Source organism: Paraburkholderia nemoris (assembly GCF_905221015.1).
Taxonomy (GTDB): Bacteria; Pseudomonadota; Gammaproteobacteria; order Burkholderiales; family Burkholderiaceae; genus Paraburkholderia; species Paraburkholderia nemoris.
On record NZ_CAJNBO010000008.1, the window covers coordinates 225,509 to 249,837 of the forward strand.

The following is a 24,329-nucleotide window of genomic DNA, read 5'->3' on the forward strand; positions in this document are numbered from 1 at the left end:
TGGGAAGCCGCTGCGCCGGGCGTTGCCGGGTATCGCGGCTGAAATCGTAACGAGAAGCCAGACACATTGCTGGGCCACCCAAACTGATGTGCCACGATTTTACGACGCTGAATGGCAGCGGCTCAAGCGTAGGCATTCCCTAGTGTCGTACGCACAGGTATCTCGCGGCCGCCTCCCACTATTTGGTTTATCGCTGGATTAGGCCGGTTCGGCAGTCTCCACGCCACGGAGGCTCCGCTGCACGGGCGGCTGCTCATGGCTTACATGCCGCGCCGTTTCGAACAGTTCCGCGAGCCAGTTGACGAAGGCGAGCACGCGAGGCGGAGCGCGGCGATGACGCAGATACGCGATCGATACCGGCAGCGCAGCGGGTCGATGATGCGGCAGCACTTCGCGTAGGCGCCCAGAGTCGAGATAGGGCTGGGCGAGCGCCCGTGGCGGCTGGATCAGTCCAAGTCCGCGCAGCCCGCATTCGAGGTACGCGTGCTCGTCGCTTACCTGTACGAAGCCCCCAAGCGGCACGTTGACCGTGTCGCCTTCGACTTGAAAATCGAATTCCGCCGCACGCCCCGTTTGCGCGCTCACGTGGTTCACCGCGGCGTGACCGCTTAGCTCCTCGAACCGTTGCGGCGTGCCGTACCGGGCGAGATAAAGCGGGCTCGCGCAGGTCACACGCTCGAGCGCGCCCAGTCGGCGAGCGGCGAAGCCCGCATCCGGCGATTTTCCAGTCAGAACGCAGCAATCGATCGCTTCGCCGACCCGTTCAACCTGGCGGTTGCTGACGCCGAAGGTGAGCAGGATGTGCTCATAGCGCGCGTGAAAATCGTCGAGGGCCGGAAACACGATCGCGTTCGCGACGACCGCCGGCATCTCAACACGCAGCCGTCCGCGCGGCCGGTCGTCGGGATGCCGCAGGCTCGCCTCGATATCGTCGATGTCGGCGAGAATCTGCACACAACGCTCGTAATAGGCGGCCCCCTCGGCCGTCAGACTGAGCCGGCGCGTGGTGCGCACGAGCAACTGGATGCCGAGCATGGCCTCGAGGTTTTGCACGAGCGTTGTCGCGCTTGCGCGCGGAATCCCGAGCGACTGCGCGGCGCGGGTAAAGCTGTTGGCGTCGACGATGCGTACGAAGGTCTGCATCGCCATGATGCGATCCATCACGAGCGTCTCTCCTATGGATGTCGAGGCGCTATGGAACACATCACCAGCCTCGTCCTTGCAGAGCACACTAATGCCGTGCGTCGAACGGTGTGAGTGACAAGTGTGGCGGGATTCGGTGTGCGGGAAATGAACCCGGTTACGACCCGTTGCACGCAACGGGTCGCAGGCGCGATTGCCGATTACCGATTTGCCGCCCTACGCTTCGGCGAGAATCTGCTGAATGACCTGCTCGAAGGTTTCCACGGGTTGTCCGCCGCTGACCAGATAGCGACCGTTGAAGATGATCGCCGGCACGGACTGGATGCCCTTCGCCTGGTATTCCCGTTCTTCCGCACGAACGTCGTCGGTATAGATTCCGCTGCGCAGTACTTCCCTTGCTTGCGCGGCGTCGAGCCCAACGGACTGGGCTGCTTCAACCAGGACTTCGTGATTGCTTGGGTCCTTGCCCTCGCCATGATAGGCCCGCAGCAGCGCCAGTTTGAGTGGCAACTGCTTGCCTTCGATACCGGCCCAATGCAGCAGGCGGTGCGCGTCGAAGGTGTTATAGACGTGCTCACGCGGGCCGAAAGTAAAACCAACACTCGCCCCGCGCTCGCGGATCATGGCCTGGGTTTCCGCGATCTGCTCTGGCGTGCGTCCGTATTTCTTGCCGAGATAATCGACAATGGCCTCGCCGTCCGGCCCCATGTCCGGATTCAACTCGAAGGGATGGACGGTGACTTGAGCGTCGACCGTATCGCTCAAACGCGATAGTGCAAGCTCGAGTGACGACAGGCCGATGGCACACCACGGGCATGCGATATCGGAGACAAAATCGATTGTTAGCTGTTGTTTCATTGCTTTCCTGACTGAAATAAGCTGTGGCGCGGCCGCTTCGCTGCGACGCAAAAACGGCCCACAGGGTAGCCTAGCCTGAATCGCTGATTTCTGCAGGACCGCGCTGCGGATGTACGCCGACGCGCTCATCCGCGGCGTGGCCCTCAGTCCGGCATTCCGTTGTGGTCGCCGAGAGTTCTGGTGGGCCAGTCCACCCAGCGGTCCGCGCGGGTCCGTTCGTACGCTTCGTTGAGCGGATAACGAATGCGGTTGTCGTCGCGCGGACGTTCGCCGATTACCATCAGCCTGACTTCGTCCTTCGTATTGTTGATGAAGGTGTGGCAGATGCCCGTGCCTGACGGAAACGCGACGGAATCGCCTTCAGCAATCGGATGAAGCACACCGTCGATCCAGACATCGGGCTTGCCTGCGAGCACGTACACAAACTCCTGCTCGGTACTTTCGGCGTGCGGATATGACGTGCGCCGGCCGGGTAAAAGCCTCACGTGATGGATGCCAATGCGCGTGATGCCGAGTGCGGCGGAAAGCGGCGCATCAAGCGCCATTTTTTCGGTATCGCCGCGATAGGAATGCGCATCCGGTTCTTCCAGCTCAGTCCAATGCTTGATGAAATCGGGTCGGCTCATCGGGTGTTCTCCTTTGGGGACTACGGTCGATGATAACGGCTTACACACTCATTGTTCGTCGTTGGCCAGCGACGTGAGAATCCGGTATGCGGCGCTCACCCGTTCATCAATGGGAAAGTTCTTGTTCGCGAGAATGACGATCCCCAGCCGCTTTTGCGGAATGAATGCGACGTACGCGCCGAAGCCGTTGGTCGAGCCGGTTTTGTTGATCCAGACGTCTTCACGAGGGGGCTGCGGTGGAACGATTTCAGTGACCGGCGTTGCGTTGAAAATCATCGCCGACGAGTTTCCGTCCAGAAGCGTCTGCAATTTGACGGGATAGGGATACTGTTCCCATATAAGGTCCTGGGTCATTCCCGCTGCCTTGAAGTATCCGGAATGCGTGTCCGTAATCGCGCGCTGAAGCTTCGGGTCCAACTGGATCAGATTCATGTTGGCTTCCACGAAGCGAACCATGTCGGCAGCCGTGGCCTTCACACCGTAGGCTTCGGCGGACAGCACCCCAGGCGCCACTCTGATCGGCGCACCGTCTTTCGTGTAGCCCTGAGCGTAGTCGTTCAACTTGCCGGCGGGAACGTTGATGTAGCTGTGCTTCATATCAAGCGCGGGAAACAAACGATTTTCCATCAGCGCGCTGAAATCCTGCCCCATGCTCTTCGCCGTTATCAGGCCGAGCGCGCCGATGCCGGGATTGGCATACGTCCGATGGGTTCCCGGCGCATAGGTGGGCTGCCACTGCTTGAAATACTGCATCAACTGATCGTCGTTGCGGATGCTGTCCGGCACCTGCAGCGGGAGCCCGCCGGGCGTGTGCGTGCCCAGATTGAGAAGACTGACCTTGCCGAACTCACTATTGCGCAGAGACGGGAGGTATTTGCTCGTCTGATCCGACAGGGATAGATAACCGCTCACCTGCGCATAGGAGGCAAGCGTCGCCGTCAACGTCTTGCTGACAGAACCCAGTTCGAACAAGGTGTCGGAGGTAACCGGCGTTCTGGTCTTCGTCGACGCCAGGCCATAGTTGAATACGTAATGCCTGTCACCGTCGATGATGCCAACAGCCATGCCAGGGATGCCATCGTTCACCATGATCGGTTGTATGGCGCGGTCTACCGTACGTCTAATTCTGTTTTGCTGATCGTCGGCCGCATGGCCAACGGTTGTGACAGCACACGCGAAGAAGGTTGCTGCGATGAGGCTTATGGTTCTCAGATTCATGTCCCTAATCGATCGGTTTTGCGTAGGTGGGTGACGGGCGTTGACACGGGTCTGCCGGGGAAGGAGTATGCGTGCCCACAGACTCATCGACTATCGACGATATCTTGTCCGTAGCGAAAGAAAATCTTTCGCGTGGCACGCGATATCCCTCCACGGCTTACCCGTCATTCACCGCCTACGCATAAAACCGAACGATCGAGCAAGGGCATGCGGGCCGGACAGCAAGTGCACATGAAATGACCGCCCTGCCCCTGCTCCAAAGATCAGTACGATCCCATATAGTCGCGCTTGCCGATTTCAACACCGTTGTGGCGCAGAATCGCGTAGGCCGTCGTGACGTGGAAGAAAAACTGGGGCAGACCGTAGTTCTGCAAATAGGCGCTGCCGACCAGCTTCTTCTCTTTCGGCGTACCCGGGCGCAGGACGATTTCCTTGTTCTCGCTACCCTCGAACTGGGCGGCGTCGAGCGTACCGAGGTGGGCCAACGCTTTGGCGATCAGCGCTTGCAGATCGGCAAACGTCACTTCAGTGTCGGGCCACGACGGCACTTCTACGCCGGCCAGGCGCGAACTGACGCCCTTGCTGAAATCCGCGGCGATCTGCACCTGGCGCACCAGGGGAAACATGTCCGGGAACAGGCGCGCCTGCAGCAGCGCGTTCGGCTCAATGTTCTTTCCGGTGGCATGCGCTTCGGCTTTCTTCAGCACGTCGGACAATGCAGTCAGCATTTGCTTGAAGACGGGGACGGATGCGCTGTAGATGGAACTGGTCATGATCACTCTTTCGGTCGATGTTGGATGCCGGCGCGGAAGATGCCGCGCCGGCCGGTTGAATAGGCGGGGGGAAGGTTACCACCAAGCCGCGTAGAATCACGCAAGCTGGCATCACGACAGGGATGGTCCGGTCATGGCTGCGTTGCTCACGATACTCAAATTCGCTATCGTCATCGTCCTCGCCTCTTCATTGGTCGAGGCGCTAGTGCTTTCTGTTCGCCACGGCTGGCGCCGCTACGACTGGCGGGCGGCCAGTGTCTCGGTGGTCGACTATCTCGTGCGTGAGTATCCGTTGCGCTGGTTGCTCCCGCTCGTATTCTGGAGCGACGCCATGAACTGGTTCTGGCGGCACAGGCTCTGGACGCTACCGATGAACCATTGGAGCGCCTGGCTGGCGTGCTTCGTCGGCCAGGAATTCTGCTACTACTGGTACCACCGGGCAGCCCACCGCACACGCTGGTTCTGGTGCACCCACGCTATTCACCATTCACCCAATCAACTCAACCTGTCCGCCGCATACCGTTTCGGCTGGACCGGCCGTCTTACGGGTTCCTTGCTGTTCTTCATGCTTGCGCCGCTAGTCGGCATGCCACCCCAGATTGTGATGGTGCTGCTTTCGCTCAACCTGCTCTACCAGTTCTGGCTGCACGCAACCTGGATTCCTCGCCTCGGGCCGCTGGAATGGATTCTGAACACGCCTTCAGCACACCGCGTGCATCACGCGTCCAACATCGAATACCTCGATGGAAACTATGGCGGCGTGCTGATCGTATTCGATCGGCTGTTTGGGACCTACATCGCGGAACGGCGCGACGTACCGTGTCGCTACGGTCTGGTCCGGCCGATGACGACCTACAACCTGCTGACCATCGAGTTCGATCATTGGCGCGCGCTGTGGCGCGACCTGCTGGCCGCGCGCTCCATCGGCGAGGCGTGGGGCTATGTCGCCAAGCCACCGGGCTGGCGGCCCGATAACACCGGGGAAACGACCGAAGATCTAAGACGCCGTGCGGATCCGCACGCCTTCGGGGCGGAACAACAATAGCAGTCTCACATTGCCGGAACTCGGCCTGATGCCCGATGCCCGGTGTGCGTTTCCCCTCAGGTTGATCGATGAACAGAACGTCGGCATTTTGACGCGCGCTTGCGGTTGTGAAAAATGAATGGTATTTTTTCATGAAATTTACCTAGGTATTTTTCACGAGAGTCACTATGTTCGACCAGTCTGCCGAGCACGTCGCGAGCTACTACGCACGCACCTATCCTGCCCCGATCCCCCTACGGCCGGCGCTGGAAGAGCGTCTCGACACGGAAGTGCTGATCATCGGCGCGGGTTTCAGTGGCTTGCACACAGCGCTGCGTCTGGCTCTCGCGGGCAAGCGTGTCACGGTGCTCGAAGCCAGCCGGGTAGCCTGGGCGGCGTCCGGGCGCAACGGCGGCCAGGCCCTGCTCGGCTGGTCCTGCGACATGCCTCCACTGGAGGCAGCGTTGGGTCTGGAGCGTGCCCGTCGACTGTGGGACAGCATGCGTTGGGCCGCCGCAGAGATACGGGAGCTGCCGGCGCGACATGGCTTCGATGCGGACTACCGTGCGGGAAGTCTGTGGGCCGCGGTACTGCCGCGCCGCACCGCGCTCCTCGAACAGGCCCAACGGGAAGCCGAGGAAAAGTGGGGCTACGACAAGATGCGCTTCATCCCTCGCGAGGAAATGCCTCAATGGATTGCAAGCGAACGCTATCAGGCGGCACTCTACGATCCCGAGGCGGGCCATCTGAATCCGCTGAAACTGGCCCAGGGCCTGGCCGCGGCGATCGAACAGGCCGGTGGACGCATCTTCGAGCAGAGCCAGGTGCTGGACTACCGCGAGACGCAGGGCGGCTATGTCGCGCGCACCGATAAAGGCGAGGTGCGGGCGGACGTGCTGGTACTCGCCTGCAACGCCTATATCGACCGCCTCGACCGCAAACTTTCCAGGCGCATGCTGCCGGTTGGCACCTATCAGGTGGCCACGTCGCCGCTGCAGCCGGAGGTGGCCCGCTCGCTACTGCCACGCAATAGCTGCGTGATCGACAACCAGTTCGTTCCCGACTACTTCCGTTTAAGTCCTGACAACCGCCTGCTATTCGGCGGCGGCTGCACCTACGCGGGCGGCATTCCAAAGGATATTGCGGCGGCTACCCGGCCTTATCTGGAGCGCGCATTCCCGCAACTGCGCGGAGTGGAACTGGAGTTTGCGTGGGGCGGCCATATCGACATCAGCATGAAACGCACACCGGATATCGGCCGACAAGGTGAGCGCTACTGGTTGCAAGGTTTTTCGGGGCACGGCGTGCTGCCCACGCTCGCCGCCGGCCGGGCGGTCGCCGACGCTATCCTCGGTGACGACGAACTGCTCGACCTGTACCGGGCCATCGACAATCCGCCTTTTCCCGGCGGTACGCTACTGGCCGCGCCGCTGGAGGTCATTGGCAAGACCTGGTATCGTCTGCGCGACAGAGTCTGAGAGAAGAGGCAGAAGATGAACAAGCAGGAAGAAATTGAAGGTCTCGCGATACTGATTCGGGACCTGCGCAAGCATAAGAAGGTGACGTTGGGCGCGTTGGCGGAAAAGATCGGCCGCTCGGTGGGTTTCCTTTCCCAGATCGAGCGCGGCCTCTCGCGTCCGACCGTGGGCGATCTAACCGCCATCGGCGAGGCGCTCGGCGTACCCACCACCTATTTTTATAGCCTGAGCAAGCCGCGTGCGCTGCCTTGGGTGACCCGCCCGGATGAACGCCGCACGCTGTATTACGCCGAAGGCGTGACTGACGTGCTGGTGTCGCCGAATATGTCGGCAGGTTTTTCGATGCTGGAGAGCCACCTGGCGCCGGGCGCCAGCAGCGGCGACAAACCGTTGAATGACAGTGACGAGCAAGGCGGCTTCGTCCTTGAGGGCGAGTTGACCATCTGGCTGGACGACGAAGCGCAACCGGCAACGCTCGGCCCTAACGACGGCTTCCAGGTGCCCGCGCACGCCCGGTTCCGCTACGCCAATCTTTCCGACGAACCTACGCGAGTACTTTGGGTGTTCACCTAGGGTTCAGGCAGTACGTGACGCAGCAGCGAACGCTGCGCTGAGTGTCAATTCGGATGACTAATGGACGGCGTTGTGATTATCGCGTTCAGTTCTGTTATGTCGTCGACTTGCCTACGTTTCCCACGACAGCTTTTAACTAAAGCTCAATCATCGCGTCATTTTTGCGTGAGAAGGACAACAATATGACTTCCCCCAGCGCCGACCTGCTCAGCGAAGTACGCGCCTTCCGCGCGGCGTATCCCGAGGTGCGTTACGTCGACCTCATTTGCCTGGATATCCCCGGGCACTTCTACGGCAAGCGCTACCCCATAGACATGCTCGAGAAAGTCGCTGCCGGCAGTCTCCTGAAACTGCCGCAGAACTGCATTTTGCTCGGCGCGCAAGGTGGCGTGTTCCCGATCGGCGACTATTGCTTCAACGACGGCGATCCGGATGCGCAGCGCCGCCTGATAGCCGGCACTCTCAAGCCCGTGCGATGGGAAAGCCAGCCATTGGGACAGATGCTGATCAGCTCGGACGGCACCGAGGCGCCCATCGAGTTCGAGCCGCGCGAGGTATTGGCGCGCGTGCTGAAACGCTTCGAGCGGCGCGGCATCCGCCCGGTTGTCGCCTTCGAACTGGAGTTTTATCTGTTCGACGCGAGGCTGGCGGACGGTCTTCCGCAATTCCCACGCGACCCGTTCTGCGACGATCCGGACGACCAGTCCAACATGCACATCGAACGATTGTCGCGCTTCTCCAGTGTGCTCAACGAGATGGTCGACGCGACGCGCGAGCAAGGCGTAGACGCTACCGTGATCACTGCCGAGCTCGGGCCCGGGCAGTTCGAGATCAACTTTGGCCACAACGACGACACTCTGCGCGCCGCCGACTGGGCCGCCCTGTTCTGCCGCAGCACGCGCGGCGTGGCGCTGAAACACGGCTACCGCGCGAGCTTCATGAGCAAGCCGTACCTGCACGCGCCGGGCAGCGGCATGCACGTACATGTGAGTCTCTACGACGAGGCAGGAAACAACCTGCTAGCCGCTGACGGCCAGCGCCCGCTGCGCCATGCAGTGGCCGGGTGCCTCGCCTTGCTGCCGCATTGCATGCCTGTCTTCGCCGCCAATCACAACGCGTTTCGCCGCTATGGCTGGAAGACGAATGCGGCCAGCCGTGCCAGCTGGGGTTTCGAGGACCGCGACGCCTGCATTCGCATTCCCGAATCGGATGACCGCAACTTGCGCATCGAACACCGCCTGGCGGGCGCCGACGCGAACCCTTACCTGGTACTGGCCGCTATTCTCACCGGTATGGAACACGGGCTGGATGCAGGCCGTGAACCCATCGCGCCGCTCAACGAAGACCGCAGGAGCGGCGTCGACTTTCCGCAAGACATGCTCACGGCCGTCGCCGCGATGCAAAGCCATTCGGTCGTAGGCAGAGGCATGGGCGAAGAGTTCGTGATGGTCTACTGCGAGAACAAACGGCAGGACCATCTGGATTTCATGAACGAGGTGAATGCGCGGGAATACCGCTGGTTCCTTTGAGCGAGCAGCTAGGTATTGGCTACCAGCAGCTCCTCAGCATTCTTTGGCGGCCGCAGACCATCGGTTCTGCCCATGAAGTAGCGCTCGGTAAGATCGGCCGCCGAGACATGCCGTGCTTCTCTAAAGCCTGCTTCGCGGGCCAGCGCCAGAATCTCCGGCGGGGTGAAGAAGCTGATGAACGGTGTCCCGCTTGCTCGTGCGCCCTTCTCCGCCATCTCAAGTCCGGGGCGCACCTCAGGGTCTGCCATCTCAAGCGGGAGCAGGAACGTCATGGCGAGCGTCGATCCTGGAGCAAGGGACGCGACTTCGCGTAGCGTGGCCGCGTTCGCGTCCTTGGTGAGATACATGCTGACGCCTGTGGAAACCACGATTGCCGGCTTGCTCTCATCGAAGCCGGCAGTCACGAGCCCGTCTCGCCAGCTTCCCCCCGACTCGAAATCGACCGGCACGAAACGCAGCCAATCCGGAACGCCGAAGCCTAGCTCGGTCAGGCGCTGACGCTTCCATGCTTGAGGACCTGGCTGGTCAACTTCGAACACCTTGAGATGGGATGCGATCTCCGGCCGCCGCTGCGCGAAGCTGTCGAGGCCGGCGCCGAGGATGACGTACTGGTCAAGCCCGCGGCCTGCCTGTTCCACAACCAGATCTTCGATGAAGCGAGCACGCGCCACGATCGAAGCGCGAAAGGGTCGCGTGAATTGAGGGTCCATGTCACCGCGGCTGCGCCAACCCTCGTCCGGGGCCAGCAGCTTAAGGCCGATTACGTCTTCCAGAACATGCGGCGGCGGGTCGGACTGGACATGGAGAGCGCGCCACAAGGCGACTCGCGCTGCTGTACTGTCTGGCGCTGCATCTTGCTTGTCGGTCATGACTTTCGATCCTCCTGTAGGCGAATGTTGTTGACGTTACCCCATTTGATGCCTACGAGGGCAAGAGCGCTTTTTTCATCGACGGTGCGGGATGGACCACGTAATTCTGTCGCTCATAAAAGGGAACGGCATCCGGACGGGCATCTAGAAACACCGCAGTCATATTGCGAGCTCGTGCGTCGGTTTCAGCATAGTCCGTCAAGGCGCGGCCCGCGCCGCTGCCCCGTGTCGCCTCATCGACGACGAGATCGTCGATGTGCAAGTGCGCCCCGCGCGCCAATGTGTGGACCGGCCTCATCCCCATCACGCCAATCAGCTTGCCACCCTGAAACGCGCCGACAAGCTCATAGCCAGAATGCGATTGCAGCCTCGCTCTTCTGAGAAATTCGTCTTGATCAAGCGCCCGCAATTGCGCGATCACCGGAAAGGCTTGTGCCCATTCTGCTGGGGCGAGCCTTCGGATATCCAGGCTGTCGTTGTGATTGTCGGCCATAGCGGCATTCTGTCCTCGTTGGGAGAATGCCGATTCTGGCACAGCTACAGAGACATGCCGCCCGAAACTTCGATGCGCTGGCCATTGACCCAGCGATTGTCCTCGGACAGCAGCGACGCGATCATCGGGCCGATGTCGTCGGGCAAGCCCGCACGACCGAGCGCCGTGCCGTCCGCCACCAGCTTGTTGATCTCGGGATTGTCGCGCACCATGCCGCCACTGAAGTCCGTAGCGACTGCGCCTGGCGCGACGGTATTGACGGCAATTCGGCGCGGACCGAGTTCCTTCGCGAGATAACGAGTCAGAACCTCGACCGCGCCTTTCATGGATGCATAGGACCCACTGCCTGGAAAAGTGAAACGGGTCAGTCCCGAGGAGATATTCACAATGCGGCCACCGTCCTTGATCAACGGCAGAAGCTTTTGCGTCAGGAAAAACACGCCCTTGAAATGGACATGGTAAAGACTGTCCAACTCTTCCTCGGTAGTCTTTTCGAACGGAGTGTGATTCGACGTGCCGGCGTTGTTGACGAGGTAGTCGAAACGCTCGGCGCCCAACTGCGCAAGCGACGCCCGAACCTGCTCCACAAACGCGTCGAATGTGCTCACTTTTCCGGTATCGAGTGGCAGAGCAATGGCTCTTTGCCCCTCCTCCGCCACGAGGCCGACAACCTTGTCGGCTTCCGCCTGATTGGCGCGATAGGTAAATACGGAACTGACGCCGCGCTTCGCAAGGCTCAGGACCGTATTGCGCCCCAAACCGCGACTCCCGCCTGTCACGATGGCGATCTTCGAAATGGCGTCTGCCGATTGTCCTGCTGTCATTTTTGCGCTCCACGTTAGAGGTGTAGACGCAGCTTATTCCGGCCGATAGCGAGGCTGAATGCCCTAACTGTCCTTCTTCTTGCCTAATCCTGCTCAGGCTCTGCAGCTCGACACGCGAGGCAGTAACATGCGGAAATGCTGGCGCGAAGGAGTTTCATATGTCAAATGCCTTGGTCGAAGGTGTCAAACGCTACACCGACAATCAAGCCGGGAGCGAGGGTCCGTTCATGACCGCCATCGATGGCTTAATCATCATCCGGTCGGATCATGAAAAGCATCCCTCTCATCTGATCATGAAGCCGGCCCTCTGTGTCGTCGTTCAAGGCGCCAAGTGGACGACATTCGGTGACAGGCGCTACGACTACAGGGCAGGACAAGCCCTGATCGTCAACGTCGAGATGCCGGCGTTCAGCAGGATTGTGAAAGCCAGTCCAACCGAGCCCTATCTCGCGATCGCCATGGAGTTCGACCTCGCCATCATGCGCGATGTCATGGCATGTCTCGATACGCCGCCTGCGCCGGAAGACGAACTCGGCCACGGCGTTTTTGTCACCGAGATGGACGGGCCGCTCGCTGACTGCATGCTGCGCATGGTGCGTCTCCTCGACACGCCTCACGCTATTCCTATTCTCGCGCCGATGATCAAGCGGGAAATCTGCTACTGGTTGCTCACGGGGCGTCACGGCAACGAGGTCGCCCGGGTCGTGCTGGCCACCAGCCATGTGCATAAAGTCGTGACTGCCATCCATGCGTTAAGAGGCCAATTCACCGAGACCGTCCGCATCGAGGAGCTGGCCGCCGTGGCACAAATGAGTCCGTCGGCATTCCACAGGCAGTTCAAGGCGCTGACATCGATGACCCCGTTGCAATACCAGAAGCAGCTTCGCCTGCTTGAAGCACGCAACCTGATGGTGGCAGGCATTGCCAATGCCGAAGCGGCGGCCTATCAGGTGGGTTACGAAAGCGCATCGCAATTCAGCCGCGAATACTCGCGCATGTTTGGAGCGCCACCTCGCCGTGACATAGAGGCTTTGAAAACGGCAACGACCTAGTGCTTCACGCCGCCGTGTCAATTCGCATCGCGCACCCAGTTGCCTCCATGCGCCGCGGCCTGCGCAGCGGGCGAGGTGGCAAGATAGGCGAGTGCCTGCTCGGTCGAGCCTTCGTGATGCGGTGTATAGCGCGGATTGAAATAGCGTAACGCGGCTGCGATCATCTTCCAGAACGACGGCAGGCAACCGCGCCGCGCCCCGGCGCGCCATGCGAGGATAAAACCGCGGTACGTGCCGGCGTCAGGATCGCGCCGGTGCATGAAGCGCGCGCCGTGCGTGAGAAAGTACAGTAGAAGAATCACCGTCGACAACATGTGGAAGCAGCGTTCGAAGTAGGTGCCGCCCATATGCCGGAAGATGTCGAAGGCTACCGTGCGATGCTCCACTTCCTCGGCGCCGTGCCAGCGCAGCAGGTCGAGCATGGTTGGGTCGGCATGAGCGGCATCGAGGCCGTCGGCATTGAGCACCCAATTGCCGAGATAACCAAAAAAGTGTTCCAGCGCGGCGATAACGCCCAGTTGCTGGCGCAGCCAGAAACGCGTTTTGCCGATCTTCAGTCCGAGCGGTTGCTCGCCGAGCAGTTTGCCAAACAGCCAGTCGAGTTTCTTTGTGAAAGGCTGCGTGTCGATTCCGTGAGCCTTGTAGTAGTGCGTGAGCACACCGCCGTGCGAGCGCGAATGCACCGCTTCCTGCCTGAGAAATCCCTCTGCGTCATCGCGCAGCGCCGGGTCTGCAATCAGCGGCAGCGCCTTGTTGTAGACGCGGCAGAACCATAGTTCGCCTGCAGGGAACAGCAGGTTCAGCACATTGATGATGTGCGTGCTCGACGGGTCGCCGGGAATCCACTGGATCGGCGTTTGACTCCAGTCGAATTTCACATGGCGTGCCCTGATCTTGTATTGCGTGTGTTCTTGGGTCATGACGGTCTCCGGCATCCGGTGGATAAGATCAGCGCGGCACCATGCCGATGCGAGCGATCACGCGGCTTAGTCCAGGCATGTAGCGTGAGATGAAACGCATTGAATGCGCCTCGATGCCGATGGCGACCACAGGCTTGTTGCGCAATACCGCACGGAGCGCGGCTTTAGCGACCGTCTCGGGCTGCAGGCCGCGCAACTGGTAAAGCTTCGCGGCTTTCTGGCGCATGCGGTCCTGCTCCTGAGCGCTGGCGCCGACATACTGGGTTGAGGCCATGATTCCCGTCTCGGCGAACCCCGGGCAGATTGCGCTGACGCCGATACCGTGCGCTGCGAGTTCTCCGCGCATGCACTCGCTAAGCATCAACACGGCAGCCTTGGTGGTCGCATAGGCCGGCAGGTCGCGCGAAGGAGCGAAGGCCGCGGCTGACGCAGTGTTGATGATGTGACCGCCGTTCCCGCGCTTCACCATCTGCCGGGCGAACAGGCGCGAGCCATGAATCACGCCCCACAGATTGACGTGAAGAATACGTTCCCAGTCTTGTGCCGAGGTGTCGAGCACGCCGCCTGCCATGCCAATGCCCGCGTTGTTGACCATGATGTCGGCGCCGCCGAGGCCCTTCCCGACCCAGTCCGCCAGCTCTTCCATCTGTTCGGCGCTGCCGACGTCGGCCTTGCGCGCATACGCCTGGCAGCCTGACAACCTGGCCAGGGTAGCGGTGCGTTCCGCACTTGCAGTGTCGATATCGACCGCGACCACCGCGGCGCCTTGCTTCGCGAATTCCAGTGCAATGCATCGGCCGATGCCGCTGCCCGCACCGGTCACGACCGCGAGCTTGCCGCTGAGCGGTTTGCGTGCGGCGTCCATACGGGCGCGTTGCAGCGTGTCCGGTTCGGCGCCACCTTCAGCGTGATCGACGAGTTCACGCACCATCCGGGCCATCTGTTCGGGATGCGTAACCGGCAGCCAGTGCCGCGCGGTCAGCTCACGGCGCCAGTACTTCTGCACCCATCGCGAAAGATCTTCGGACAGGGCCGGGCTGACGTATTTGTCCAGCGTCGGCACGATCACCTGGACCGGTGCGTGCGCGTAGCACTTGCGCGGCGTGAACAGGCAGCGGATGAAGTTGGCGCGATACAGCGATACGCCGCGCACGCCGTCCCGGGTTTGCGTCGGGCGCGGCGCGATCTGCGTCTTTTCCACGCGACGTAGTACTCGCGGCCACGCGCGGCCGAGCCACATGCGCCAGGTCAAGCCTGGCAGCACCGGCAAATGGAACAGCAGCACGTACCAGGAGCGCACCAGTTGCCCCAATAGCTTGCCGATCGAACGCGGCGTGGGACGCAGCAAGCGTGCTCGGATCCAATAAGCGACGTGATCGAGGCAAGGGCCCGAGCACGACGTGTACGACGCAATGCGCCCGCGCAAGCGCTCTTCGGTGACGAACTCCCAGCCCTGGATCGAGCCCCAGTCGTGCGCGACCAGATGGACGGCGCGATTGGGGCTCACGGCATCGATGACGGCGATGAAGTCGTCGGTGAGTTTTCCCAGACGGTAAGCTGCTGTCCCCTTCGGCGCAGTGGATTGCCCCGCACCGCGAACATCGTAGGCAATCACATGGAAATCGTGGGCCAGCAATGCGGCCACTGCGTCCCAGACTTCGCTGTTGTCGGGATAGCCATGCACTAACACCACAGTCGGCCTGGCGGGGTCGCCCCATGCTCTCGCGGCAAGCGTCACGTCGCCCGAGCTCACCGTGAATTCGGTGCGGCGAGTGACGGGCGGCGCCTCGTACAGCGTGGGCGATATCGGCTCGGTTAGAAGTTGCATGTGCGCCTCCGTCATGCTGCGGCCAACGCACGCCCACGCTGCGCCCAGCGGCGCACATGCGGCAGGTCGTCGTCGAGCCAGTAGGCGTCGTCATCGGTGATGACCAGCAACTCTTCGAATTTGGCGCCCACACCTTGAAAACCGAGATGCGGCTCGACGGCCCAGAGGCCCGGCGTCGGCGCATGATCGGAGCGGCGATCGATCGACCATAACGGCGACCAGCCCTCCTTCCTGCCCGCGCTAACCTGGTCGAGGACGAGGTTGCGCGTGGCGTTCAGGCCGAAACGCGCCACGAAACGCGGCTTGGCCGGCTGCTTCAGCTTCGCGACACGATGCGCGAGCACCTTGAACGGATAGGCCTTGTGGCGCGGCTCGACGCCCTGCTTTCTGCACAACAGGTCGACCGCGCGCGCCACGTCAGCAAGCGTATGCCGTTGCTTCACCATGGTGACGATCAACTCGCGGTGCTCGGCCAGGTCATCTTTCAGTTGTTCGAGAGTGGGATTCGTGCCGACGCAAGTGGCGTAGCCGACATCGGCGATCACACCGTTCAGCACCGGCGCCACGTCGAGAATGACCGGCATGTTTTCTTCCAGCCGGCGCGAACTCGGAAAGAACGCCAGGTTAAAACCGGCCATGTGCGACAGCCCGGAAAAACCTTCAAAGGCGGTACGGTCGCCAAACCAGGCGAAGGGTTTGTGCAGCCAGTCGCGCACGCCGTGATCCTGCAGCCATTCGGTCAGCAGCCGGGCAGCGTCTTTTTCCGTCATGCCCGGTTGGAGCATTTCGCCAACGCTCTCGACGCAGCGATAAGCCAGTTGCTGGACTTCGCGGAACTGCGTCAGTTCTTCCACGTCGACGTGTGGAATGGACTTGTCACCCATACATGCCTCCCGAATATGCTGTCGACGGGGGTGCGGCCGCCCGTCACGATGACATTTTTTATTGTTACATTGTTTGATGTAACGATTGGATCGTACACCACCCTGGGTGCTCGTCCACTCGTTGTTTTCCCTGGGGACTGGTTGGGGGATGGAGGCGTGGAGGCCGTCCGGTTGGCCGAAGGTACGAATGCCTGAACTCAGTCAGGCATCGACTCCGGCATCAGCCGTGTGGCGTGGGGATCTAGTGGCGTACGTGCCGGAACGTTGATTGTTCTTCGGCTGCGTATCTGTTCCGGCTGTTGAGCGGCCGCTGACTGGTCGCTGACTTAAGGAACCGGCGGAAAGTGCCGCTTGCCGGCGGGAATTGGCAAACGCCGGAAGCGTTCTTTCTTGTGCTCTTCGTCGAAGTGCGCAAGTGACGGCTTGACCAGATCGCTGCGCGACACGATGCCGACCAGTTGCAACGTTTCGGAGTCCGTGACTACGGGCAAGCGTTCGAGACCGTGCACCGCAAGCCGCGTTGCGACGAGCCGGCACGTTTCACTCGGCAATGCAAATGCGAGGGACCGGTGGCGCAACATGTCAGCGAGGCGCGAATCGAGCGCATCCGCGGCGGCGTCATCGCGAATTTTTTCCAGTAGCGCGCGATCGACCACACCCGCTAGCACGCCTTGACGCACGACCGGATAAGCACGATGTGTCTGCGTCGCACCGAAGTACGTTGCTAGCGCTTCACCCACGGACATATCGCCATCGATTGTCTCGACCGTACGCGACATCACCTCGTCGACGTGGTGGCGCTCAAGCGGATCGACACCGTATTCCCGGTAGATGTGATAACCACGCCGGGCGATTTTCTCGGTCATGATGGAGCGCTTCATGACGACCGTTGCAAACCCATGCGCGATCAGCGTCGCGGCGAGCAGCGGCAGCAATGCGTTGCTGTCGTGCGTGAGGCCGAATGCGAATACGATTGCGGTCAACGGCGCGCCCAAGGTAGCGCCAAGCGTGGCTGCCATGCAAACGAGCGGCCACAGGGCTGGTTCACCGCCAGGCAACACGTGACCGAGCACCACACCGAGTCCCGCACCCAACATAAGCAACGGCGCCAGGACGCCGCCTGAAGTGCCCGAGCCCAACGCCACGACCCAGATGATCGCTTTCACGATCAGGATCGCCAGCGCGATCTGGATTGCAATGTGCTGGTGTAACAGATCGCCGATCACGTCGTAGCCGACGCCCAGCGCGCGAGGTTCGAGAAAGCCGCCGATACCGACAACGAGGCCGCCGAGCGCGGGCCACCACATCCAGTGGATGGGCAGCTTGCCGAACAGATCTTCGGTCTTGTACAACGCGGCTGACAGGCCCGACGCGAGCGCGCCGGACAGCAGCCCTGCAATGACGCACGACACCAGCGACAGCGCGCCGGGAGGCGCAGTCTCAAGCGGAAACAGCGGCCCCGTGCCGAAGAATGCCACGCGTGCAAAGCCCGCGACCGCACACGCAAGGGCGACCGGTAAAAAACTGCGCGGACGCCATTCGAACAGCAGCAGTTCAACCGCCAGCAACACGGCCGCCACCGGCGTGCCGAAGACCGCTGTCATGCCCGCCGCTGCGCCGGCAACCAGCAGCGTCTTACGTTCAGCGGACGTGACCTTCACGCACTGCGCGATCAGCGACCCGAGCGCGCCGCCTGTCATGATGATCGGGCCTTCCGCACCGAATGGTCCGCCACTGCCGATCACAATGCCGGACGACAGCGGTTTGAGAATCGCCACTTTCGGCGACATGCGGCTCTTGCCGAACAGGATGGCTTCGATCGCTTCGGGAATGCCATGTCCGCGGATCTTTTCCGAACCGTAACGGGCCATGAAACCAACGATGAGACCGCCGATCACCGGGATGATCACCACCCAAATGCCCAACGTGTTGAGGGCCGGGGAGCGCTCCGCAAACGAAAATTCCTGGAAGAAAAACAGATTGGTGAACAGATGGATCAGGCTCAGCAGCACGAACGCTGCAAGCGTACTGAGCGCACCAATTCCCGCGGCGAGTGCGGAAATACCGGGAAGCCGCGCGTTGGTGGAAAAATCGCGCTTGTGGGTATCGAGACTCATGGTGACTCAAATATCGATCTGGGGAACACTGAACGTGCCTTTGAGCGACTTCAGTTCGGCACGGTGCATCTCGGCGAGGCGGGCCAGCAGTTGCTCGCCAGCTTTCAACAAATGAACCTCGACCTGGCGACGGTCCGTCTCACTGACCTTTCTGCGGACCAGTTCGAGCGCCTCACAGCGGGACACGAGCGCGACCACGCCGTGATGCTGCGCCTGAAGCCGTTCCGCAAGCTCGCCGACGGTCGCCCAGTCACGCTCCGGATAACCCTTGATATGCAGGAGCAACAGATACTGCAACGGTGTGATGCCTTCACCCTGCGCGGCCTGCTCAGAAAAACGCTCGAAGCGACGCATCTGGTAGCGAAACTCGGACAGTTGCTCGAAGTTCGCCTTGGTCAAGCCGCGAGTGAGTGTTTTCATCGGAGTACCGTGGAGAAATAGGTGATGCGAAATTCTATCACGTTGTGATATTTATGCACGTACTCACGCGCAAGTGCCTACGATAGTGCGATTGCCATTGCTATGCCGCGTGTCGCTGCCTGGCGTAAGCCTGGCGATAGAGTCCCGCGATGAGGTCGGCCTGCGTGATCATTCCTGCAAGCCGCTGATTCGAGTCCAGAACCGGGATGTGATGATGCCCGTAGTTCGCGAACACCGGCACCAGTTCGACGATCGGTGTCGCCGCGTCGACCGTGTGAACGTCGACGTTCATCAACGCACCGACGAGCGGCGCCGGCGTGATGCTGCGCCGGAACCAGCGTTGCATGGGGGACGACAAACCGGCGCCTTTGCTATACGCCCGTTTGTCGACAAGGTCGGCGCGAGTCACGATGCCGATTACGTGCTGTCTCTCGTCAGTGACCGGGAGCGCTTTGATATGGCGCTGTTTCAGCAGACTCCATGCGGCCGACGCTCTCGTGTTTGCCGACACGGCGACCAGCGAGCGCGACATGATGTCCGTGCAGGTCAGTTCATTGAACGTGCGGGCGTAGGCCTGCAACTGAACGTCTCGCAGCAGGGATTCCAGATCGTCCGTGTCGATATCCAGCAATTCCCCGCGGCGGTTCAGCACTGCCTCGAGGTCAGCACGCGTGAAACCTTCGTTAGACGCCGCAGACGAAGCGGCCGCGCCTTTGCCCGAACTCTGCGCGACGTGCGGATATCGATGGCCGGTCGCAGCGTGGTAAACGATGGCCGCGCACAGCAGCATCACCGACTGGATCGCAATCGGCTCGGCCACAAATCGGTATCCCAGCGCATGCACGGCCGGACCACCAAGAACCGCGGTCAGCGCAACCGCACCTGACGGAGGGTGAACACACCGCAGCGCGAACATGGCACAGATCGCCAGCGAGACGGCCAAAGCAGCGGCGCCTAACGGATCGACGATCCAGCTTGCACAGGCAACGCCAACCGTCGCGGAGACGATGTTGCCGCCGATGATGGACCACGGTTGCGCAAGTGGACTGGCGGGCACCGCGAACAGCAGCACAGCCGACGCGCCCATGGGCGCGACCAGGAGCGGGATATTTGCTGCCGGTCCGAGAAGGACGTGCATTGTCCCGCCGGTGAACGCAATCCCTAGCAATGCGCCGAGACACGATCTCAGGCGTTCCGGCCACCGGACGGCGATGGGATGGGGAGCGAAGCTGGAAAGCCAGCGGATGAGAGCGTAGCGGGACAAGGTTTAGATGGGAAAGTTGGCGGGTATGACGTGGGACTGGATCGCACCTTAAGGTGAAAATCCTCACGAAATGAAAGTGCGTCTCGCCAGCATTATATCTCGTTGTGATATAAAAGTCCGTTCCGCGCCGCCATGCCCTGATAGCACTGGCCTTGCCACGCGGATGCCGCGCCCCGCCCCGACGCGCTCGATCCGGATTCACCGCGCGGTCCATCCCCCGTCGATGACCAGATTTGCGCCAGACATGTAGGCCGAGTCGTCGCTCGCCAGAAAGACTGCGGCGCCGGCTACTTCGTCAGGAGAACCAATTCGCCCCAGCACCGTCGAGGCTTCGAAAGAACGCCTTAGACCGGCCGGATCGGCGCTGCTGGAAAACACGTCCTCTAGCAATTGCGTCGTAACGGGTCCGGGACAAAGGCAGTTCACCCGAATACCTTGACGACCGTGGTCGATCGCCATCGCCTTCGTCAACATCACCACCCCGCCCTTCGAGGCACAGTAGGCGGCCACATTGGCCTCGCCCACGAGTCCCAGTTCAGATGCAATGTTAATGATGACGCCCCGGCCACGCCGTTGCATCGCCGGGATGATGGCCTTCGAACACAGGAAAACGCCTTTCAGGTTAACGGCCATCAACTGGTCCCATTCCGCAACGCTCGTGTCGAGAACAGTTTTCGCGAATTCGATGCCGGCGTTGTTAACCAGTATGTCCACGTTTCCGAATCGTGCTTCAGCGAGGCGGACCATTTCGCTCACATCGGATTCCAGCGACACATCCGCACGAACGTAGCAGGCTTCGCCGCCCGAGGCGCAGAGCGCGTCTGCCTCGGCGGTCGCGTCCGTTACGTCGGCAAGCAATACCTTCGCTCCTTCGGCCACGAACCTTTCCGCAATTGCATATCCAATACCTCGTTGAGCACCCGTAATCAGGGCAACGCGGTCTTTCAGTCTCATGTCGTTCTCTCGCTTAAACAGGGTGAGCGTCATGGTATCAGCCGAGATCGCCTTTGATTCTCCGATCCGGTCCAGGCAATTGAGGCCGTCACCCACGTAAGCCGACACGCCCTTCCCGCGCGCGATGCTCGTACGAAACTTCGCAAATCCGATTGATCGCGAGCTACGTACGAGGCAAAATCATCCTGTTAAGTTGGCAACTTTATTCGGGTATACGTCTTAACAGGTTAAGCATGCCCCAAGTGAACGACGACGAAAGCAGCAACCGGCTCGGCAACTATCTGAAGAACCGGCGGACCAAGCTCGATCCCGCCTCCTTCGGTATTTCCGGCGGCCGGCGGCGCACGGCCGGACTACGCCGCGAAGAGGTGGCGCAGCGCGCCAATATCAGCGCGGCCTGGTACACGTGGCTGGAGCAGGGGCGCGGCGGCAATCCGTCAGCGGACGTGCTGGACCGCATTGCCAAGGCACTCATGCTGACCGAAGTCGAGCGCGAACACGTGTTCCTGCTCGGCCTCGGCCATCCGCCCGAAGTCCGTTATCGCGGCGGCGACGCAATCACGCCGCGACTGCAGCGCCTGCTCGATGCACTGCCCTACAGTCCGGCGATCGTCAGGACTGCGACGTGGGATGTGGTTGCCTGGAACCGCGCCGCCGCGACCGTGCTCACCGACTACGGCTCCCTGCCACCCGAACAGCGCAACGTCCTGCGCATGATCTTCTGCGATCCCCGCGTCCGTGCCGCGCAGTTCGATTGGACAAGCGTGGCCCGCTTCGTGGTGGGCGCCTTCCGGATCGATGCCGCGCGCGCAGGCGCCGACGCCGAGGTGGCGCCGCTCGTCGACGAACTATGCCGCTCAAGCCCCGAGTTCGCCGCCATGTGGCGGGACAATGAAGTGCAGACCCACGGCGAGGGGGTCAAGCGCCTGCGCCACCCCGTGCTGGGGCCGATCTCACTGGAATACTCATCCTTCGCAGTCGACGGGCGGCCGGATCTTCAGATGATCGTCTACAACCCGGCGACACCGGTCGATCAGGAGCGGATTAGATCCCTGATCGAAGACAAGCAGGCAATTGCAACGAAGTGAGCCCGAAGCACCCTCGAATCGCGAGCGCCAGAAGTCATTGAGCCGGCACAGATCTAAACGCGCGTTTCCAACATGCGCCTCAATAGATCGGACTCCGTATAATGACAACGCCGTCTTTTGTCTGAACTATTTGCGCGGCACGACGTGTAACGGCGAGGTTACGTTCGATGTGATGGGAACACGTAACACCTGGGACGTAACACGCGCCACGCGATGCCGTCACGGCGTTCCGTACCTCTCCCGCTCTACCCTGTCCAGCAAGACCCTCATCGCCGCACGCCACTCAATTTCAGCACTGCCCGTGCGCGGAACATGCAGCGCTCCGTAACCGGCGCATTGGCTCGGAACTTGCAGCGACCAATTGCCCGAGCAAGCCACATCCGAGCATGGCGCTACCGCGCCAGTTCCAAAATTAATCGAAGGCGACGCGCACAAACGCGGTCTCGGGCTAGAAAAGCAAACGTTTCTGCAAGACCGATCAGCGGTTTTCCGGGGGCACTGATTACACCTTCCAATCAGGACGCGATTTCATCGCGAAAGGACTAATCATGGCTCCCTTCAAACACACTCTTGTTGCATCGGCGAGCGCACTCCTATGGTGGTCGCTAGCCACTTCTTGTCAGGCCGGAGACGTCACGACCACACCACCGCCCTCGTTTACGCAAGGCAGCGGATGGACGACAACCGGGCAACCAGGATCGGGATACGCGTGGACAGGAGGCGGTACCACATCCGGCGCATGGGCCGGCAGTGGTACGGGTAACGGCTCGGCTTGGGCCGGCGGCTCGGCATGGGGCGGCGGTTTTGGAGACGGCGGTTATGGCGGCGGCTCGGGTGGCTCCACTGGCTCGGGCGGTTCGGGTGGTGGATACGGAGGTGGATCGGGGGGCTCCGGCGGCTCGGGTGGTGGGAACGGCGGCGGCTCTGGAGACGGTGGGCACGGTGGCTCAGGTGGCGGGTACGGCGGCGGCTCTGGAGGTTCCGGCGGCTCTGGAGGTTCCGGCGGCTCTGGAGGTTCGGGTGGCTCCGGTGGCTCCGGTGGCTCGGGCGGCTCCGGAGGTTCAGGCGGAGGGAACGGTGGTGGCTCTGGAGACGGCGGCCACGGCGGCTCAGGTGGCGGGTACGGCGGCGGCTCTGGAGGTTCGGGCGGCTCTGGAGGTTCCGGTGGCTCGGGCGGCTCGGGCGGCTCAGGCGGCTCAGGCGGCTCAGGCGGTTCGGGCGGTTCGGGCGGTTCGGGCGGTTCGGGCGGTTCGGGCGGTTCGGGCGGTTCGGGCGGTTCGGGCGGTTCGGGTGGTGGGAACGGCGGCGGCTCCGGAGACGGTGGCCACGGCGGCTCAGGTGGCGGGTACGGCGGCGGCTCTGGAGGTTCGGGTGGCTCCGGTGGCTCCGGTGGCTCGGGCGGTTCGGGTGGTGGGAACGGCGGCGGCTCTGGAGACGGCGGCCACGGCGGCTCAGGTGGCGGGTACGGCGGCGGCTCTGGAGGTTCGGGTGGCTCCGGTGGCTCAGGCGGTGGCAACGGTGGTCACGGCGGCTCCAGCGGCTCCGGCGGCTCCAACACCGGCGTTGGCTCCAGCAGCGGCAGCCAGACCACCGGCGGCCTGCTTGATCCGATCGTGAACCTGGTCGTCAGCGTCGGCGCGATCAGCGTGCCTATCGTGCCGATCACCGTGGGCAACAACAGCGGTAGCGGCAATGGCAACGGCGTGGCCAACGGCACAACCGGTGGTTCGCATGGTGTCACAGGCGGATCGAGCGGACATAGCACCGGTGGCCTGCTGGCACCTGTGACCGCGTTGCTCGGCGGACTGTCGGTGGCCTCAGTGAACGGCGGCTCGCAAGGCAGCGGCGGCCCCCTCGCGCCGGTCACTAGCTTGCTCGGCGGATTGACCGGAGGTCTAGGCGGCGGCACCTCGCAAGGCAGCAGCCCTCTCGCACCGGTTACCACCTTGCTCGGCGGACTAACCGGAGGCCTGGGCGGCGGCACCTCGCACGGATCGTCGACGAACACCACGTCCAATCCGGTTGCACCACTGACCAACCTGGTCGGCACACTGACCGGCGTACTCGGCGGCGCCAGCGGCGGTTCGTCTCCGCTCGCCCCGTTGACGAACCTGCTCGGCGGCCTCACAGGTGGACTTGGCGGCGGCAACGCGCCGTCCACACCCAAGCATTAGTCCGCAACGCGAGGTGCCCCGGGGGGCACCTCCAGCGCGATCTCGTGGGTGCAACAGAGAGAACGGCCGGACCTGACAGTCGTCACAGCCTCACAACGTCAGGCCCGGCACATGCATACGAGTCAGCCTGCGCGATGCTTCACACGCTGCGTCCGCCGACGGCTGACTACGCCAAACGATCTCTCCTAGTCGACCCCACACACCTTCGCGAACGCCGCGA

The 24,329-nt window shown here is 61.9% G+C and carries 22 protein-coding genes; 7 read left to right on the forward strand and 15 right to left on the reverse strand.

The annotated features are described in order from the left end of the window. Positions 1-198: 198 nt before the first annotated feature. The 5 genes from KHO33_RS14870 to KHO33_RS14890 all read right to left on the reverse strand — a co-directional run bounded on the left by KHO33_RS14870 (position 199) and on the right by KHO33_RS14890 (position 4,618). A complete protein-coding gene (locus KHO33_RS14870; protein ID WP_200564912.1) occupies positions 199-1,164 on the reverse strand; it encodes a LysR family transcriptional regulator in 966 nt (321 codons plus the stop codon). Positions 1,165-1,359: 195 nt separating this feature from the next. Beyond that, entirely contained in the window at positions 1,360-2,001 is a 642-nt protein-coding gene (locus KHO33_RS14875; RefSeq protein WP_054038263.1) for a DsbA family oxidoreductase, read from the reverse strand. Positions 2,002-2,144: 143 nt separating this feature from the next. Then, entirely contained in the window at positions 2,145-2,627 is a 483-nt protein-coding gene (locus KHO33_RS14880) for a cupin domain-containing protein (RefSeq protein WP_200564913.1), read from the reverse strand. A 48-nt stretch (positions 2,628-2,675) separates the two neighbouring features. Beyond that, positions 2,676-3,845: a class C beta-lactamase gene (gene ampC, locus KHO33_RS14885; protein WP_200564985.1), complete on the reverse strand. Its 1,170-nt coding sequence runs from the start codon at positions 3,843-3,845 to the stop codon at positions 2,676-2,678. Positions 3,846-4,108: 263 nt separating this feature from the next. Further along, complete coding sequence (locus KHO33_RS14890; RefSeq protein WP_200564914.1) at positions 4,109-4,618, reverse strand: DUF1993 domain-containing protein; 510 nt, start codon at positions 4,616-4,618, stop codon at positions 4,109-4,111. Positions 4,619-4,751: 133 nt separating this feature from the next. Between KHO33_RS14890 and KHO33_RS14895 the strand changes: the two genes are divergently transcribed. The 4 genes from KHO33_RS14895 (at position 4,752) to KHO33_RS14910 (ending at position 9,222) form a co-directional block, all read left to right on the forward strand. Further along, positions 4,752-5,663 (forward strand): sterol desaturase family protein, encoded by a 912-nt coding sequence (locus KHO33_RS14895; RefSeq protein ID WP_200564915.1) that lies wholly within the window; start codon positions 4,752-4,754, stop codon positions 5,661-5,663. A gap of 167 nt (positions 5,664-5,830) precedes the next feature. Beyond that, a complete protein-coding gene (locus KHO33_RS14900) occupies positions 5,831-7,120 on the forward strand; it encodes an NAD(P)/FAD-dependent oxidoreductase (protein ID WP_200564916.1) in 1,290 nt (429 codons plus the stop codon). Between the two features lie 15 nt (positions 7,121-7,135). After that, on the forward strand, positions 7,136-7,693 hold the full coding sequence (locus KHO33_RS14905; protein ID WP_097394205.1) for a helix-turn-helix domain-containing protein: 558 nt from the start codon (positions 7,136-7,138) through the stop codon (positions 7,691-7,693). Positions 7,694-7,875: 182 nt separating this feature from the next. After that, positions 7,876-9,222 (forward strand): glutamine synthetase family protein, encoded by a 1,347-nt coding sequence (locus tag KHO33_RS14910; RefSeq protein ID WP_200564917.1) that lies wholly within the window; start codon positions 7,876-7,878, stop codon positions 9,220-9,222. Between the two features lie 8 nt (positions 9,223-9,230). On the opposite strand, the gene KHO33_RS14915 is transcribed toward KHO33_RS14910, so the two are convergent. The 3 genes from KHO33_RS14915 to KHO33_RS14925 are packed head-to-tail and all read right to left on the reverse strand — an operon-like array spanning position 9,231 to position 11,408. After that, entirely contained in the window at positions 9,231-10,091 is an 861-nt protein-coding gene (locus tag KHO33_RS14915; RefSeq protein ID WP_200564918.1) for a class I SAM-dependent methyltransferase, read from the reverse strand. 52 nt (positions 10,092-10,143) lie between these two features. Further along, positions 10,144-10,584: a GNAT family N-acetyltransferase gene (locus KHO33_RS14920; RefSeq protein ID WP_200564919.1), complete on the reverse strand. Its 441-nt coding sequence runs from the start codon at positions 10,582-10,584 to the stop codon at positions 10,144-10,146. A 44-nt stretch (positions 10,585-10,628) separates the two neighbouring features. Continuing rightward, complete coding sequence (locus tag KHO33_RS14925; RefSeq protein ID WP_200564920.1) at positions 10,629-11,408, reverse strand: SDR family NAD(P)-dependent oxidoreductase; 780 nt, start codon at positions 11,406-11,408, stop codon at positions 10,629-10,631. A 158-nt stretch (positions 11,409-11,566) separates the two neighbouring features. Between KHO33_RS14925 and KHO33_RS14930 the strand changes: the two genes are divergently transcribed. Continuing rightward, positions 11,567-12,460 (forward strand): AraC family transcriptional regulator, encoded by an 894-nt coding sequence (locus KHO33_RS14930; RefSeq protein ID WP_200564921.1) that lies wholly within the window; start codon positions 11,567-11,569, stop codon positions 12,458-12,460. Between the two features lie 17 nt (positions 12,461-12,477). Here KHO33_RS14930 and KHO33_RS14935 read toward each other — a convergent pair whose 3' ends face one another. The 7 genes from KHO33_RS14935 to KHO33_RS14965 all read right to left on the reverse strand — a co-directional run bounded on the left by KHO33_RS14935 (position 12,478) and on the right by KHO33_RS14965 (position 20,880). Then, positions 12,478-13,380 carry a metal-dependent hydrolase gene (locus KHO33_RS14935; RefSeq protein WP_054038412.1) on the reverse strand — a complete coding sequence of 301 codons (903 nt, stop codon included), beginning with the start codon at positions 13,378-13,380 and terminating at the stop codon, positions 12,478-12,480. Positions 13,381-13,408: 28 nt separating this feature from the next. Then, the gene (locus tag KHO33_RS14940; protein WP_200564922.1) at positions 13,409-15,208 is read right to left on the reverse strand and encodes an SDR family oxidoreductase; all 1,800 of its coding nucleotides are present in this window, start codon (positions 15,206-15,208) and stop codon (positions 13,409-13,411) included. 11 nt (positions 15,209-15,219) lie between these two features. Further along, complete coding sequence (locus KHO33_RS14945; RefSeq protein ID WP_200564923.1) at positions 15,220-16,092, reverse strand: M24 family metallopeptidase; 873 nt, start codon at positions 16,090-16,092, stop codon at positions 15,220-15,222. A 326-nt stretch (positions 16,093-16,418) separates the two neighbouring features. After that, on the reverse strand, positions 16,419-18,209 hold the full coding sequence (locus KHO33_RS14950; protein ID WP_200564924.1) for a chloride channel protein: 1,791 nt from the start codon (positions 18,207-18,209) through the stop codon (positions 16,419-16,421). Between the two features lie 6 nt (positions 18,210-18,215). Further along, on the reverse strand, positions 18,216-18,629 hold the full coding sequence (locus KHO33_RS14955) for a MarR family winged helix-turn-helix transcriptional regulator (RefSeq protein WP_200564925.1): 414 nt from the start codon (positions 18,627-18,629) through the stop codon (positions 18,216-18,218). A gap of 100 nt (positions 18,630-18,729) precedes the next feature. Then, complete coding sequence (locus KHO33_RS14960) at positions 18,730-19,893, reverse strand: HPP family protein (protein WP_200564926.1); 1,164 nt, start codon at positions 19,891-19,893, stop codon at positions 18,730-18,732. A gap of 198 nt (positions 19,894-20,091) precedes the next feature. Then, positions 20,092-20,880 (reverse strand): SDR family NAD(P)-dependent oxidoreductase, encoded by a 789-nt coding sequence (locus KHO33_RS14965; protein ID WP_234480542.1) that lies wholly within the window; start codon positions 20,878-20,880, stop codon positions 20,092-20,094. A 209-nt stretch (positions 20,881-21,089) separates the two neighbouring features. On the opposite strand from KHO33_RS14965, the gene KHO33_RS14970 reads away from it, so the two are divergent. Beyond that, positions 21,090-21,935 carry a helix-turn-helix transcriptional regulator gene (locus KHO33_RS14970; protein ID WP_407946176.1) on the forward strand — a complete coding sequence of 282 codons (846 nt, stop codon included), beginning with the start codon at positions 21,090-21,092 and terminating at the stop codon, positions 21,933-21,935. A gap of 548 nt (positions 21,936-22,483) precedes the next feature. Then, complete coding sequence (locus KHO33_RS42615) at positions 22,484-24,109, forward strand: hypothetical protein (RefSeq protein ID WP_200564928.1); 1,626 nt, start codon at positions 22,484-22,486, stop codon at positions 24,107-24,109. Positions 24,110-24,329: the final 220 nt, after the last annotated feature.

What these genes read in the sequence shown, in the direction of transcription:
- KHO33_RS14875 (WP_054038263.1), bottom strand. Translation starts at nt 2,001, where the DNA reads ATGAAACAACAGCTAACAATCGATTTTGTCTCCGATATCGCATGCCCG.
- KHO33_RS14880 (WP_200564913.1), bottom strand. Translation starts at nt 2,627, where the DNA reads ATGAGCCGACCCGATTTCATCAAGCATTGGACTGAGCTGGAAGAACCG.
- ampC (WP_200564985.1), bottom strand. Translation starts at nt 3,845, where the DNA reads ATGAATCTGAGAACCATAAGCCTCATCGCAGCAACCTTCTTCGCGTGT.
- KHO33_RS14890 (WP_200564914.1), bottom strand. Translation starts at nt 4,618, where the DNA reads ATGACCAGTTCCATCTACAGCGCATCCGTCCCCGTCTTCAAGCAAATG.
- KHO33_RS14895 (WP_200564915.1), top strand. Translation starts at nt 4,752, where the DNA reads ATGGCTGCGTTGCTCACGATACTCAAATTCGCTATCGTCATCGTCCTC.
- KHO33_RS14900 (WP_200564916.1), top strand. Translation starts at nt 5,831, where the DNA reads ATGTTCGACCAGTCTGCCGAGCACGTCGCGAGCTACTACGCACGCACC.
- KHO33_RS14905 (WP_097394205.1), top strand. Translation starts at nt 7,136, where the DNA reads ATGAACAAGCAGGAAGAAATTGAAGGTCTCGCGATACTGATTCGGGAC.
- KHO33_RS14910 (WP_200564917.1), top strand. Translation starts at nt 7,876, where the DNA reads ATGACTTCCCCCAGCGCCGACCTGCTCAGCGAAGTACGCGCCTTCCGC.
- KHO33_RS14915 (WP_200564918.1), bottom strand. Translation starts at nt 10,091, where the DNA reads ATGACCGACAAGCAAGATGCAGCGCCAGACAGTACAGCAGCGCGAGTC.
- KHO33_RS14920 (WP_200564919.1), bottom strand. Translation starts at nt 10,584, where the DNA reads ATGGCCGACAATCACAACGACAGCCTGGATATCCGAAGGCTCGCCCCA.
- KHO33_RS14925 (WP_200564920.1), bottom strand. Translation starts at nt 11,408, where the DNA reads ATGACAGCAGGACAATCGGCAGACGCCATTTCGAAGATCGCCATCGTG.
- KHO33_RS14930 (WP_200564921.1), top strand. Translation starts at nt 11,567, where the DNA reads ATGTCAAATGCCTTGGTCGAAGGTGTCAAACGCTACACCGACAATCAA.
- KHO33_RS14935 (WP_054038412.1), bottom strand. Translation starts at nt 13,380, where the DNA reads ATGACCCAAGAACACACGCAATACAAGATCAGGGCACGCCATGTGAAA.
- KHO33_RS14940 (WP_200564922.1), bottom strand. Translation starts at nt 15,208, where the DNA reads ATGCAACTTCTAACCGAGCCGATATCGCCCACGCTGTACGAGGCGCCG.
- KHO33_RS14945 (WP_200564923.1), bottom strand. Translation starts at nt 16,092, where the DNA reads ATGGGTGACAAGTCCATTCCACACGTCGACGTGGAAGAACTGACGCAG.
- KHO33_RS14950 (WP_200564924.1), bottom strand. Translation starts at nt 18,209, where the DNA reads ATGAGTCTCGATACCCACAAGCGCGATTTTTCCACCAACGCGCGGCTT.
- KHO33_RS14955 (WP_200564925.1), bottom strand. Translation starts at nt 18,629, where the DNA reads ATGAAAACACTCACTCGCGGCTTGACCAAGGCGAACTTCGAGCAACTG.
- KHO33_RS14965 (WP_234480542.1), bottom strand. Translation starts at nt 20,880, where the DNA reads ATGACGCTCACCCTGTTTAAGCGAGAGAACGACATGAGACTGAAAGAC.
- KHO33_RS42615 (WP_200564928.1), top strand. Translation starts at nt 22,484, where the DNA reads ATGGCTCCCTTCAAACACACTCTTGTTGCATCGGCGAGCGCACTCCTA.